Genomic DNA, 12,149 nt, shown 5'->3' on the forward strand with positions numbered 1-12,149 from the left:
CTGATCGACCGTCGCGGCCAGCCCTATACCGCCAATATCGGCAATGCGAACATCCTGACCGCGGAGGTCAGCGCGAACTGGGTGCCGGTGGCGCCGCTGCGGTTCGATCTATCGGCGCTCTATACCGTCAACAACGTCGATGGGCCGCTCGCCTCGACCTCGCCGACCGACAACCGGCGATTGCCCAATACGCCGCCGTTCAGCGCGCATGCCGGGGCCAATTACGGCTGGAGCGCGTTCGGCGGGGCGATGCGGCTGGCCGGCGCGATCGACTATATCGGCCGCTCGGTGCTCGGCACCGGCCATTATCTCGATATCGAGCAGGGGCGCTATGCGGTCGTCTCGGCGCGGGCCGAATGGACCCGGCGCGACCTGACCCTGTGGCTGGCGGCGGACAATATCACCGACAGCCGCGGCAATCGCTTCGCGTTCGGCAATCCCTTCACGCTGGCCAACCGCGACCAGCGCACCCCGCTGCGCCCCGCGACCGTCACGCTGGGGATCAAGGTGGAGCGGTAGGGGAGGCGCCGCGCGGGGGCGCCCCCGCGCGGGCCGGATATCAGTAAACGCGCTTCTTCGGCTTGATGTAATCGACGTCGTCGGTGAGCGTGTAATCGTGCACCGGGCGGTAATCGATCGTGGTCGCGCCGCCCTTGCCGCCCCAGCCGTCGAAGGTGGCGATGGTGTGCTTCATCCAATTGGCGTCGTCGCGCTCGGGGAAATCCTCGTGCATATGCGCGCCGCGGCTTTCCTTGCGGTTGTCCGCGCCCTTCATCGTCACGACCGCCTGGCCGATCAGATTGTCGAGCTCGAGCGTCTCGACCAGATCGGTGTTCCAGATCAGCGAGCGATCGGTGATGCCGATATCGGCCATCCCCTTGTTGATCGCGTCGATCTTCTGGACGCCCTCCGCCAGCAGCGCCGAATCGCGGAACACCGCGCAATGCCGCTGCATCGTGCGCTGCATCTCGCTGCGGATCTGCGCGGTCGGCGACCCGCCCTTGGCGTTGCGGAAGTGATCGAGCCGCGCCAGCGACTGCTCTTCCGAGCCCTTGGGCAGCGGATTGTGCGGGGTGTTGGGCTTCAGCGTGTCCTTGAGCCGCAGCCCGGTGGCGCGGCCGAACACCACGAGGTCGATCAGCGAGTTGGAGCCGAGCCGGTTGGCGCCGTGGACCGAGACGCACGCCGCCTCGCCGACCGCGAACAAGCCGGGGACGACCGCGTCGGGATCGCCGTCGCGCAGCTGGACGACCTCGCCGTGATAATTGGTCGGGATGCCGCCCATATTATAGTGGACGGTCGGGGTGACCGGGAGCGGCTGGCGGGTGAGATCGACGCCGGCGAAGATCTTGCCCGTCTCGGTGATCCCGGGCAGCCGCTCGTGCAGCACCTTGGGATCGATATGGTCGAGGTGCAGGTAGATATATTCCCCGTCCGGCCCGACGCCGCGGCCCTCGCGCATTTCCATCGCCATCGAGCGCGCCACCACGTCGCGGCTCGCGAGATCCTTGGCGCTGGGCGCATAGCGCTCCATGAAGCGCTCGCCCTCGCTGTTGGTGAGATAGCCGCCTTCGCCGCGCGCACCCTCGGTGATCAGCACCCCCGCGCCATAGATGCCGGTCGGGTGGAACTGGACGAATTCCATATCCTGCAGCGCGAGCCCGGCGCGCAGCGCCATGCCGTTGCCGTCACCGGTGCAGGTGTGCGCCGAGGTCGCCGACTGATAGACGCGCCCGCCGCCGCCGGTGGCCAGCACCACGGCATGCGCGCGGAAACGGTGGATCGCGCCGGTTTCCATGCACAAGGCGACCACGCCGCGGCACGCGCCGTTTTCCATGATCAGATCGAGCGCGAAATATTCGACGTAAAAGTCCGCGTCATACTTCAGGCTCTGCTGATAGAGCGCGTGGAGCATCGCGTGGCCGGTACGGTCGGCGGCGGCGCAGGTACGCTGCACCGGGGGGCCTTCGCCCATATTCTGCATATGGCCGCCGAACGGGCGCTGGTAGATCGTGCCATTGTCGTTGCGGCTGAACGGCACGCCGGCGTGCTCCAGCTCATAGACCGCGGCGGGCGCCTCGCGCACCATATATTCGATCGCGTCCTGGTCGCCGAGCCAGTCGGAGCCCTTGACGGTATCGAACATGTGCCACGACCAATGGTCGGGCGAATTGTTGCCGAGGCTGGCGGCGATCCCGCCCTGCGCCGCGACGGTGTGGCTGCGCGTCGGGAACACCTTGGTGATGCACGCCGTCTTGAGCCCGCTCTCGGCGATGCCCATCGTCGCGCGGAGGCCCGAGCCGCCGGCGCCGACGACGACCGCGTCATAGCTGTGATCGATGATCTGATAAGCGGCAGGCATCAGGCGGCAGCTCCGAAAGCGATCTTGAGGATCGAGAAGATCGCGGTCCCCGCGGTGACCGCGACGAACAGGTTGAGAAGGACGATCAGCACGACGCGATTCTCGGCATGGGCATAATCCTCGATCACCACCTGCAGCCCGAGGCGGAAGTGATAGAAGACCGAGGCGACCAGCAGGATCATCGGCACCGCGACCCACGCCGAGGCGAGCCACGCGTGGATGCTGCCGAAATCATGGCTCGGCATGCGCGCGATCGAGATCATCAGCCACGCCATCAGCAGCAGGTTGCTGCCCGCGGTCAGCTTCTGGTGCCACCAGTGCAGCGGGCCGTGATGCGCGCTGCCAAGCCCGCGGACGCGGCCGAGTTCGGTTCCCGTACCCATTAGATGACCCCCGTGAGAACGAGCCAGAAGGCGATCGTCAGCAGCGTCGAGGCGACGAAGGTGAGGATCGCGAGCAGCCGGTTGGCCTTGAGCTCGAACGCCGCGCCGGTATCGAGCACGAGGTGGCGGATGCCGCTCATCATATGCTGGAACAGCGATAAGGTGAGGCCGACGCCGACCACCCAGCCGATCGCGTTGAGCCGGCCGTCCGTATAAGTGAAGACGTCGACGAACACGGCATAGGCCTGTTTGCCGGCGGCGAGCGCGGCGAGCCACCAGACGAACAGGGCGGCGCCGACGGTCGCCATGCCGTCGCCGGTGACGCGGTGGAGAATCGAGGCCAGCATGGCCGGGCTCCAGCGATAATGAATCTGGAGCGGGCCGCTGAAGAGATGCGGGCTGCGCGGACGCGCGGGTTTCGAGGCCAAGGGCAAGTTCCTGCGATGAGCCGACGGTTCGGCGCGGTCTATGAGACGCGAAGCGCGGCGATGCAAGCGTGCGCAGGTCGATTGCTACGCGTTCGCTCTATCTAACCCTCGTTTAACCAATGGTTGTTAACGCATCGGCCGACGCGAAGGATGGAGCGCCCACTTGCATACCGATTTGCCTGCCCCCGGATCGATCGCCGCCACGATCGATATCGCCAGCCGCCTCAGGGTGTTCGACGTCGACGGCACGCTGATCGCCGCCAGCGCCGAGGTGTGGGAGGTGATCGAGCCCGAGATTCGCGAGGTTTCGGCGGCTTATTGGGATCAGTGGCAGCGCTGCTTCGCCAATGAGACCGCGTGGCGGACGCTCGACAACCGCATCGAGGTCGGCGTCACCTTCCTGCGCAACCGTTTTCTCGATACCAGCGGGTGGGAGTGGATCGAGGCGATCGAACGCTCGGTGGCGAGTGCCTTCGCAGGCGATGTTTCCAAGACCGCCTTGCTGTCGATGATCAGCGCCAGCGATCGCGCGGCGCTCGATGTGCTGATGCGCCGGCTGTCGCGTGACGATCCGCGACTCGCGCGGATGATCGATACGCTGATGCGGCTCTCGGCGATGGAGTGCGAGGTGACCGTCGCCATTTATTCCGCCTATCTCGAACATGCCGCGAAGGTCGCGCGCGACCGGCTGGCGAGTGAATTCCACGACGGCATCGCCGCGACGGTGGAAAATGCCACTTCCGAATGGGGATCGCTGCGCCAGCTCGCCTCGGGCGCCTCCTCCTCGACTCGCGGCGTACTCGGCAAGGCGAGCGAAGTCGCCGCCGCCGCCGAGCAATCCGCGGTCGCGATGCGCGAGGCGGCGCTGACCGCCGCCGGGCTGATCCACGCGATCGAGCAGGCGCGCGGCGAGGTCGAGGTCGCCGCCGATGTCGCCAACCGCGCCAGCGCGCAGGCCGGCGAGGCGGTGGGGGTGTCGCAATTGCTGTCCGATCACGCCCAGTCGATCGAATCGATCCTCGGGCTGATTCGCGACATTGCCGGGCAGACCAATTTGCTCGCGCTCAATGCGACGATCGAGGCGGCGCGCGCGGGGGATGCCGGGCGCGGCTTCGCGGTGGTCGCGCAGGAAGTGAAGAGCCTCGCGCGGCAGACCGCGCGCGCCACCGACGATATCGCCGCCAAGATCGCCGCGATCCAGTCCGCGACGCGCAGCACGGTGGAAACCAACGCCAGCATCCGCGCGACAGTGGCCGAGGTCGAGGATTCGGCGACACGCATCCGCCACGCGATGGAAGCGCAGGCGCAGACCGTCACCGCGATCACCGCCGCGGTCGACGAAACCGCGCTGGCGGCGGATTCGATGTCAGGCACGATCGCCGCGATCCGCGAGGATACCGAGGCGGTGGCGGTGGAGATCGATGCGTTCGGCACCGGCTTCGCCTCGCTTTCCGCGCGGCTGGCGCTGCTCAAGACCAGCGCGGGCGATTTCGCGCGCAAGGTGGCGGTGTGATCGCGGGCATGGCCTGACGCACGCGTCGCCGCTATGGCGCGGCGATGACGAGCACGCCAACCGAGCCGATTCCGGTCCCCGACAGCTGGAAGGTCACCTTGCCCTGCACCCGCGCCGAGGCCGAGGCGATCGACGCCGCGGGCGATCTGGCGATCGATGCGGTGCTGATGACCACCGAAGAGGTGGAAGACGATGTCGAGCGCTGGCGGCTCGACGCCTATCTCGAAAAAGAGCCCGATCAAGCGATGCTCGCCGCGTTGCGCGCCTTGGTGCCGAGCGCCGCGGGGGTCGCGCCGGTGATCGAGGCGCTCAGCGCCGAAGACTGGGTGGCGATGAGCCAGGCCGGGCTCGAGCCGATTCGCGAGGGGCGGTTCGTCGTCCACACCTCGGCGCATCCCGCGACGGCGGGCGAGGGCGAGCGCGCCTTCCTGATCGACGCCGGGCAGGCGTTCGGCACCGGGCATCATCACACCACCGCGGGCTGCCTGGCGATGATCGACGGGCTGGCGGGGCGGCGGTTCGCCAATGTCATCGATCTCGGCACCGGGACGGGGCTGCTCGCCTTCGCGGCGCGGCATTTGTGGCCCGAAGCGCGGGTGATGGCGACCGATATCGATCCGATCGCGATCGAGGTGACCGCGGAGAATATGGCGACCAACCACGTCGCCGCGATCGAGCTGGTGGTGGCAGACGGTGCGCGCGCGCCCGCGATCGCCGCACAGGCGCCCTATGATCTGGTGATCGCCAATATCCTCGCCGGGCCGCTCGTCGCGATGGCGCCCGAGGTGGCGGCGATCGCCGCGCCGCATGCGACGATCGTGCTGGCGGGGCTGCTGACCAATCAGGCCGAGACGGTGATCGAGGCGTATCGCGCGCAGGGCTGCACGCTCGCCGCGCGTGATGTGCGGGGGGATTGGACGATCCTGCGCCTCACCGCGCCGGAGACGCCGCGTCCGGCGGCGACCGACGGCGATCGCGAGGGGTGGGCGACCGACGGGCGGTAACTATCCACCCGTTCGCCCTGAGCTTGTCGAAGGGCTGTCTTTCTTCCTTGGAAGGAAAGTGCAGGGCTTCGACAAGCTCAGCCCGAACGGGTCGGGCTCGCCTCAGCCCGCCTTGGCGAGCGCATATTGCTGCGTGCCGCGCGTGAACACGATATCCTCCGGCAGCAATGTCGCGATCGGAATGTCGTCCTGCTGCTTGAGTTCGGCGTAGAGCGGCGCGAAATCGGTCTCGACCGTCACGCGCAGCAATTCGTCGAAGCTCGGGATGACGAAATAATTCTGCTGGAAATCGTCGATCCGATAGTCGGTGCGCATCACCCGCGCGAGATCGAAGCCGATGCGGTTGGGCGAGGCATCGTCGAGCGCGAAGCGGCTCTCGGCATAGCTCGAGACGATCCCCGCGCCATAGATGCGCATCCCCTCGGGCTCGGCGATCAGCCCGAACTCGACCGTATACCAGTAGAGCCGCCCGAGATATTTGAGCGCGTCGAGCCCCAGCGCGCGCTGCCCGCCCTTGCCGTAAGCCACCAGATAATCGGCGAATACCGGGTCCGCGAGCATCGGCACATGTCCGAACACGTCATGGAACACATCGGGTTCCTGGAGGTAATCGAGCTGATCGGGCCGGCGGATGAAATTGCCCGCGACGAAGCGGCGGTTGGCCATATGGTCGAAGAACACATCGTCGGGCACCAGCCCGGGCACCGCGACCACCTGCCACCCGGTCAGCTTCATCAGCCGATCGGACAGTTCCTCGAAATCGGGGATGCCGGGGCGCGACAGCTTGAGCACGTCGAGCCCGCGCAGATAGGCGTCGGAGGCGCGGCCGGGGAGCATCTTCGCCTGCCGGGCGAACAGCCGGTCCCAGGTCGCATGTTCCTCGGGCGTATAATGCGCCCAATTCTGCGGCACGGTCCAATCGGCGGCGGCGCCCGGCGGCGGGGTCAGAAGGTTCGCATCGGCCATGGCGGGACTATAGCAAGACGGCGGAGATAGTAACAGATGTAATCATCTCCGCCGTATCAGGCGGGCTATTCCGCGAGGCTGTGGGTCAGCGAGATCTCGGCCTTGATCAGCTTCGATACCGGGCAGCCGGCCTTGGCCTCGTTGGCGATCCGCGCGAAATCCTCGCCCGAAATCCCCGGCACATGGGCGCGCAGATCGAGCGCGGAACGGGTGATCGAAAAGCCGTCGCCGTCGCGATCGAGCGTCACCTTCGCCTCGGTTTCCAGCGTGCCCTTGTTATAGCCGGCGCGGGCCAGCGCGAAGCTCAGCGCCATCGTGAAGCAACTGGCGTGCGCGGCGGCGATCAGCTCCTCGGGGTTGGTGCCGGGGGCGTCCTCGAAGCGCGTGGCGAAGCCATAGGGGCTGTCCGCCAGCACCCCTGACTGGGTGGAGACGAACCCCTTGCCGTCCTTGCCAAAGCCTTCGTAACGCGCCGATCCGCTGTGGGTGGGCATCGATCTTTTCCTTTCGAGTAGGAGGTGATGACCATCGCACAACGGGCGCGGCCCCGAAAGGAGCCGCGGCCGATGAAATTAGGATTCGGACGTGATCAGCGGCATCGGCGCTTGCCGGAACGCTCGATCTCGCGCCCGGCCAGCGCGCCGACCGCGGCGCCGCCCAGCGTGCCGAGCGTCCGGTCGCCACGGGTGTCGATCGTGCGGCCGAGCAGCGCGCCCGCCGCACCGCCGACGATCAGCCCGGTCGTCCCGTCGGGGCGGCGGCAGTGCATGCGCCCGTCGCGCCCGCGCCATTCGCGATAGTCGTAATGCTTCTTCTTCGCCTCGGCCTGCGGCGTCGTGATGATCAGCGTCGGCACGATCATCGCCGCGGCGCCCAGCGCCAGCATCAGGGTGCGCATGATTCAAACTCCCGGTGGTTCAATGTCATATAATGATAACGTCTGGATCATAAGCCACGGCCGATGAACCGCCGGCAACCGGCTGTTCATGATCCGCGGCTTTCCACGATATCCACGCTATCCACAGGCATCGGGGCGCACTTAATTGTTGGTGCGACTCGCGATTGGTGACAGCATCAAGGGGTAGCCGGAAAGGGCGGATCGGAAGAAATTCCGCGATGTCTCAGAAGGTTACCCGATAGGTGGCGATGCTGGTGGCTCACGCAAACCGCAACGCGATCGATCGGTCGGGGTAGCCGGCGACAAAGTTATCCACAGCCTCGGCGTGCGAGCGGCGAGGGGGTGGGGCGCAGGTCCGGCGGCAGCCCGAAGGCATCCGGCGCATTCCCCTGACGGGATGTGCCGGATGCCGGCCGCCGAAGCCGCGGCGGCGCAAGATCGGTCACTTCCCCTCGGGCAAAACCGATCCCGCCGGAGCGAAAAGATGCGGCCGGAAGCCCGGCGATCGCTTCGGCGGACGGCAGGGTTCGGTCATTGCGAGCAGCATTCGAGCCGTTGCGGCAGGATGCGGGGAGTAGGGACCGGAAAGCGGCGCGGCCGACACCGTTAACGGTGCGGGGCGCGACGCGGGAGCGCGAAGGGATCGGATGCGGGCCATCCTGGCCGGCTTCTTTTTCCCACAGCTTCCATCATGCGGCGCGGGTTGCCTTCCCAGGCGCGTGCGGCGCGAGCCGCCGAAACCGGCGCAGCGCGTTCCTGCCGGGATGCGCGCAGCGTGCGGCGCGGCGACAGGGGGATCGGCAGCAATGCCGGTCCCCCGAATGCGTTTTGAGGAGCGGGCTGGCGCGGTTGGCGGCGGTGGCAGGGATTGGGTGGGAAGCGGTCATCCCGCTAGTTTGGCTAAAAGGTGGAAAGCAGACAGGATCGGCAGTAGTCCATGCTGATGGCGCTTTACTCCAAAGTCGAAGAGGTTTCGGCGTTGCCCCGGAACTTAAACAGCGGCGCGAATGGCTGGGGCTTCAGAGCGTGGAGTGACCTGCTCGATGACGAGGCTCCGCACCGGAAACTCATTGAGCGCTTCGCGGCCGCTTACCCGGAGGCCGGCTTCGCGCTGCCCCCGTATTATCGGGACGAAGATTATGTGGAAGCGGACGCCGCCTGGAATGGGGCGACAGTCTCGGTCTATTACGAGACTATCCTTAGCTACCTTTGGATTTGGTCGCCAAGTCGTGACGCGGTAACCTCATTCAGGGCCGCCCTTATCCCGCAAATTTCCTAGCGAACGTCCACTTTCGGAGTTCACGGATTCGGGTTTGAATGGCAGGCATTGGGGCGGAAGGAGCCAAACGACACCACCACCACCACCTGCGCGCTATCCTACAGACCCAACAACAGTTCGCTTTCTCCACAAACCGCTCTACCTGTGGCGCATGCCGCCCGCCGCGCTCCTCCCCACCTTTGCGCCCTGGTTCGATCTCGCCGGGCTCGCGGTGTTCGCCGCCTCCGGTGCGCTGGCGGCGGCGCGGCGCGGGCAGACGATGGTGACGCTCGCCTTCTTCGCGCTGATCACCGGGGTCGGCGGCGGCACGATGCGCGATCTCCTGATCGGCGCGCCGGTGTTCTGGGTGCAGGACAGCCGCGCCGCCGGGGTATGTCTGTCGGTCGCCTTCGTCATCTGGGTGACGCCTGAGCGCTGGTGGCGCGGGGAGGCGCTCGACTGGTTCGACGCGGTCGGGCTGGCGGCCTATGCGGTCTACGGCACGGCGAAGGCACTGCGCTTCGGCGTGCCCCCGCTGCCCGCCGCGCTGATGGGCGTTGTGTCGGCATGCGTCGGCGGGGTGATCCGCGATGTGCTGGCGGGCGAGCCGTCGATCATCATCCGGCCGGAAATCTATGTCACCGCCGCCGCGCTCGCTTCGGCGCTTTATGTGGCGCTGACCTTGCTCGGGGTGCCGACGGTCGAGGCGGCAACGCTGGCCGCGCTGGCGGGTTTCGCGTTGCGTGCGGCGGCAATCCGCTGGCGGCTCGCGCTCCCCGCCTATCGCCGCCGGCGCTGAGCCTCTCTCAGTCCCGCACCACCCCGATATCGGCGAAGCGCTTGGGCTCGACCGGGGGGACGACGCTGTCGTTCAACTCGCACTGCCAGAAGCCGACGTCGATCCACCGGCCCTGTTTATAGCCGATCTCGCGATAGACCCCGGCGCGGCGGAAGCCGACCGCTTCGTGCAGCGAGATCGATCCGTCGTTGGGTAGCGAGATGACGCCGATCGCCTGGGTGAAACCCTGTGCGCGCAGCGTATCGATCAGCGCTTCGTAGAGCAGCCGCCCGACGCCGTTGCCGCGCACCGCGCCGGCGACATAGATCGAGCTTTCGACGACATAGCGATAGGCCGGGCGATCGCGGAAGCGTCCGGCATAGGCATAAGCCACCACCGGCGCGTCCCCGCCTTCGCCGGAGGTCGCGACCAGCCACGGGTAGAGCCCGTCGGAGGCGCTCATCCGCGCCCGCATCGCGCGCGCGTCGGGCGCGTCGGTCTCGAACGAGACGGTGCCGGAAAGGACATAGGGCGCGTAGATGGCGGCGATGGCGGCGGCGTCTTCGGGGCGGGCGGGCCGGATGGCGATCAACGGTTGTTTCCCTTGCTGCTTCCGCCCCGAGCTATCGGGCCGGGCGGCAGGGGGCAACCTCTTACAGCGTGACCGCGTAGCTGTGCGCGTCGAAGCTCTGCCCGGTGCGCCCGCGATAATAAGCGCGCCGCTCGCCGACCTTGGCGAAGCCGTGCGCGGTATAAAGCGCGACCGCTTCGTTGCCCGCGCGTACCTCGAGATGGAGTTGGGTCACGTTGCGCGCGCGCGCGTCGGCGATCACACCGCGCAGCAGCGCCGCGCCGATCCCCCGCCGGCGAAACGCGGGGCGGACCGCGATCAACAGCAGTTCGGCTTCGTCGAGGATCGCGCGCGAGAGCGCGAAGGCGGCGACCTCGCCGTCGACCCGCGCCAGCGTCAGCCACACCCCCGGCATCCCCATGATCCCGATGCACTGGCTGCGGGTCCACGCCTCGCCGAAGCGCGGATCGAACGCCTCGGTCATCACCGTCTCGACCGCGGCGATATCGGCGGCGCTGCCGGCGACGAGATCAATCATGCGCAGCGAGGTGCTCATGCCGGCAGCTTGGCGTCGGGCGCGCGGCCGTAGAGCGGGCGCGCGGGGAGGGTGGCGAGCGCATCGGGCAGCAGGATCGCGGCCTTCGCATCGGGGAGCGCGTCGTGGAGCGTCAGCGTCGCGTCGAGCGCGGCGAGCCAGCGCACTCCGCTGCCTACCGCGGCGCGCGCGCCGAGCGCGGCGAGCGCCTCGGCAGGGGGCAGCGAGACGAGCGGGCCATCGGGGGCGAGGGGGGCGATGAACGGCTGCATGAACAGCTCACCGTGCCCCCCTTCCAGTACCACCGCAAGCGGCGCGGCGATGCCCCCCGCGATTGCGGCGGCGGCGATGAGCGAGGTTGAGCTATAGCCGTCGACCCGCGCGCCCCAGCCGAGCGCCAGCCCGCGCGCAGCGGCGATGCCGACGCGGATGCCGGTGAAGCTCCCTGGCCCGACGTCGACCAGGATATGCGGCGCGCGGCCGCCGTCGACCAGTTCGGCGATCATCGGCACCAACCGCTCGGCGTGCCCGCGTCCGACCACGGCGTGGCGCGAATCGATCACGCGGCCGCCCTCGATCAGCGCGACCGAGCAGGCAGCGGTCGCGGTGTCGATGACGAGCGTGCGGGGGCGATCAGGCGAGACGATTGAACTTCTCGAACGCCGGGCGGGGCGAGCGCGCGAAGATCGTCGCCGGATCGCCGTGGCCGAGCGTCGAGATGAAATTGGCGCGCACGGTCGGCTGGTCGGCGAAGAACGCCGCCTCGACCTGCTTGGCGTCGAACCCCGACATCGGCCCGGTATCGAGCCCGAGCGCACGCGCGGCGAGGATGAAATAGCCGCCCTGCAGCGACGAATTGCGGAACGCGCTTTCGTTGCGCAGCGCCTCATTGCCGACGAACCACGAGCGCGCATCGGCATGCGGGAACAATTCGGGGAGATGCTCGTGGAAATCGGTGTCCATGCCGATCACGACGCTGACCGGGGCGGCGAGGATCTTGGGGCGGTTGCCCTCCGACGCGGCGGCGGCGAGCTTGGCCTTGGCCTCGTCGCTGACGCACCACACCAGCCGCGCGGGCATCTGGTTGGCCGAGGTCGGCCCCATCTTCATCAGATCCCAGATCGCACGGAGCTCGGCTTCGCTGACCGGCTGGTCGGTGTAGCCATTATAGGTGCGGGCGGTGCGGAACAGCTGGTCGAGCGCAGCGTCGTCGAGGGGCTTGGTCGTCATGCCGCGGGGCTATAGCGTCGCGTCGATGCGCGCGTCGATAGGCTGTTACGGCGACGCAAGGTTTCCGTTCGTGATAAAGAGGCACATGCACGATCACACGCCCCCGGCGATCGATATCCCGTTCCGCCGCATCCACGCCGATGGCGAACCGCCGGACGCGATCGCGCGCGCGGTCGCGGTCGAGCGGCCGGTGGCGATCGAGTTCAACGGCATCGGCTATGCG

General features: G+C 67.7%; 15 protein-coding genes. 5 read left to right on the forward strand and 10 right to left on the reverse strand.

Annotated features, from left to right (window positions below):
- Positions 1-519, forward strand: a 519-nt coding sequence (locus BGN95_RS21225) for a TonB-dependent receptor domain-containing protein (protein WP_286773926.1), incomplete at its 5' end; no start/stop codon positions are given.
- A gap of 40 nt (positions 520-559) precedes the next feature.
- On the opposite strand, the gene sdhA is transcribed toward BGN95_RS21225, so the two are convergent.
- The 3 genes from sdhA to sdhC are packed head-to-tail and all read right to left on the reverse strand — an operon-like array spanning position 560 to position 3,173.
- Entirely contained in the window at positions 560-2,362 is a 1,803-nt protein-coding gene (gene sdhA / locus BGN95_RS21230) for a succinate dehydrogenase flavoprotein subunit (RefSeq protein ID WP_179512328.1), read from the reverse strand.
- A complete protein-coding gene (gene sdhD / locus BGN95_RS21235; RefSeq protein WP_265269541.1) occupies positions 2,362-2,745 on the reverse strand; it encodes a succinate dehydrogenase, hydrophobic membrane anchor protein in 384 nt (127 codons plus the stop codon). The genes sdhA and sdhD overlap by 1 nt, the downstream gene beginning before the upstream one ends.
- Positions 2,745-3,173, reverse strand: coding sequence for a succinate dehydrogenase, cytochrome b556 subunit (gene sdhC, locus BGN95_RS21240; RefSeq protein WP_265269540.1), 429 nt, complete (start codon positions 3,171-3,173; stop codon positions 2,745-2,747). The genes sdhD and sdhC overlap by 1 nt, the downstream gene beginning before the upstream one ends.
- A 163-nt stretch (positions 3,174-3,336) precedes the next feature.
- Between sdhC and BGN95_RS21245 the strand changes: the two genes are divergently transcribed.
- Both BGN95_RS21245 and BGN95_RS21250 read left to right on the forward strand, forming a co-directional pair.
- On the forward strand, positions 3,337-4,686 hold the full coding sequence (locus BGN95_RS21245) for a methyl-accepting chemotaxis protein (RefSeq protein ID WP_265269539.1): 1,350 nt from the start codon (positions 3,337-3,339) through the stop codon (positions 4,684-4,686).
- 44 nt (positions 4,687-4,730) lie between these two features.
- Positions 4,731-5,690 (forward strand): 50S ribosomal protein L11 methyltransferase, encoded by a 960-nt coding sequence (locus BGN95_RS21250; protein ID WP_286773927.1) that lies wholly within the window; start codon positions 4,731-4,733, stop codon positions 5,688-5,690.
- Positions 5,691-5,792: 102 nt separating this feature from the next.
- Here the strand turns inward: BGN95_RS21250 and phhA are convergent, their stop codons facing one another.
- The 3 genes from phhA to BGN95_RS21265 form a co-directional block, all read right to left on the reverse strand.
- Positions 5,793-6,656 carry a phenylalanine 4-monooxygenase gene (phhA, locus tag BGN95_RS21255; RefSeq protein ID WP_179512324.1) on the reverse strand — a complete coding sequence of 288 codons (864 nt, stop codon included), beginning with the start codon at positions 6,654-6,656 and terminating at the stop codon, positions 5,793-5,795.
- Positions 6,657-6,721: 65 nt separating this feature from the next.
- Positions 6,722-7,150, reverse strand: coding sequence for an OsmC family protein (locus tag BGN95_RS21260; RefSeq protein ID WP_286773928.1), 429 nt, complete (start codon positions 7,148-7,150; stop codon positions 6,722-6,724).
- A 95-nt stretch (positions 7,151-7,245) separates the two neighbouring features.
- Positions 7,246-7,518: a glycine zipper 2TM domain-containing protein gene (locus BGN95_RS21265; RefSeq protein WP_432423351.1), complete on the reverse strand. Its 273-nt coding sequence runs from the start codon at positions 7,516-7,518 to the stop codon at positions 7,246-7,248.
- Positions 7,519-8,491: 973 nt separating this feature from the next.
- On the opposite strand from BGN95_RS21265, the gene BGN95_RS21270 reads away from it, so the two are divergent.
- Positions 8,492-8,833 (forward strand): hypothetical protein, encoded by a 342-nt coding sequence (locus BGN95_RS21270; protein WP_286773929.1) that lies wholly within the window; start codon positions 8,492-8,494, stop codon positions 8,831-8,833.
- 151 nt (positions 8,834-8,984) lie between these two features.
- The gene (locus tag BGN95_RS21275; RefSeq protein ID WP_179512310.1) at positions 8,985-9,611 is read left to right on the forward strand and encodes a trimeric intracellular cation channel family protein; all 627 of its coding nucleotides are present in this window, start codon (positions 8,985-8,987) and stop codon (positions 9,609-9,611) included.
- 7 nt (positions 9,612-9,618) lie between these two features.
- Here BGN95_RS21275 and BGN95_RS21280 read toward each other — a convergent pair whose 3' ends face one another.
- From BGN95_RS21280 to BGN95_RS21295, 4 genes are all read right to left on the reverse strand, one after another.
- Positions 9,619-10,182 carry a GNAT family N-acetyltransferase gene (locus tag BGN95_RS21280; protein WP_179512309.1) on the reverse strand — a complete coding sequence of 188 codons (564 nt, stop codon included), beginning with the start codon at positions 10,180-10,182 and terminating at the stop codon, positions 9,619-9,621.
- Between the two features lie 61 nt (positions 10,183-10,243).
- On the reverse strand, positions 10,244-10,717 hold the full coding sequence (gene rimI / locus BGN95_RS21285; RefSeq protein ID WP_286773930.1) for a ribosomal protein S18-alanine N-acetyltransferase: 474 nt from the start codon (positions 10,715-10,717) through the stop codon (positions 10,244-10,246).
- On the reverse strand, positions 10,714-11,343 hold the full coding sequence (tsaB, locus tag BGN95_RS21290) for a tRNA (adenosine(37)-N6)-threonylcarbamoyltransferase complex dimerization subunit type 1 TsaB (protein ID WP_286773967.1): 630 nt from the start codon (positions 11,341-11,343) through the stop codon (positions 10,714-10,716). Before tsaB ends, rimI begins: the two co-directional genes overlap by 4 nt.
- Positions 11,330-11,926 carry a malonic semialdehyde reductase gene (locus BGN95_RS21295; protein ID WP_179512307.1) on the reverse strand — a complete coding sequence of 199 codons (597 nt, stop codon included), beginning with the start codon at positions 11,924-11,926 and terminating at the stop codon, positions 11,330-11,332. Before BGN95_RS21295 ends, tsaB begins: the two co-directional genes overlap by 14 nt.
- Positions 11,927-12,149 lie beyond the last annotated feature (223 nt).

The sequence above is a fragment of the Sphingomonas sp. 66-10 genome (assembly GCF_001897045.1).
Taxonomy (GTDB): domain Bacteria; phylum Pseudomonadota; class Alphaproteobacteria; order Sphingomonadales; family Sphingomonadaceae; genus Sphingomonas; species Sphingomonas lycopersici.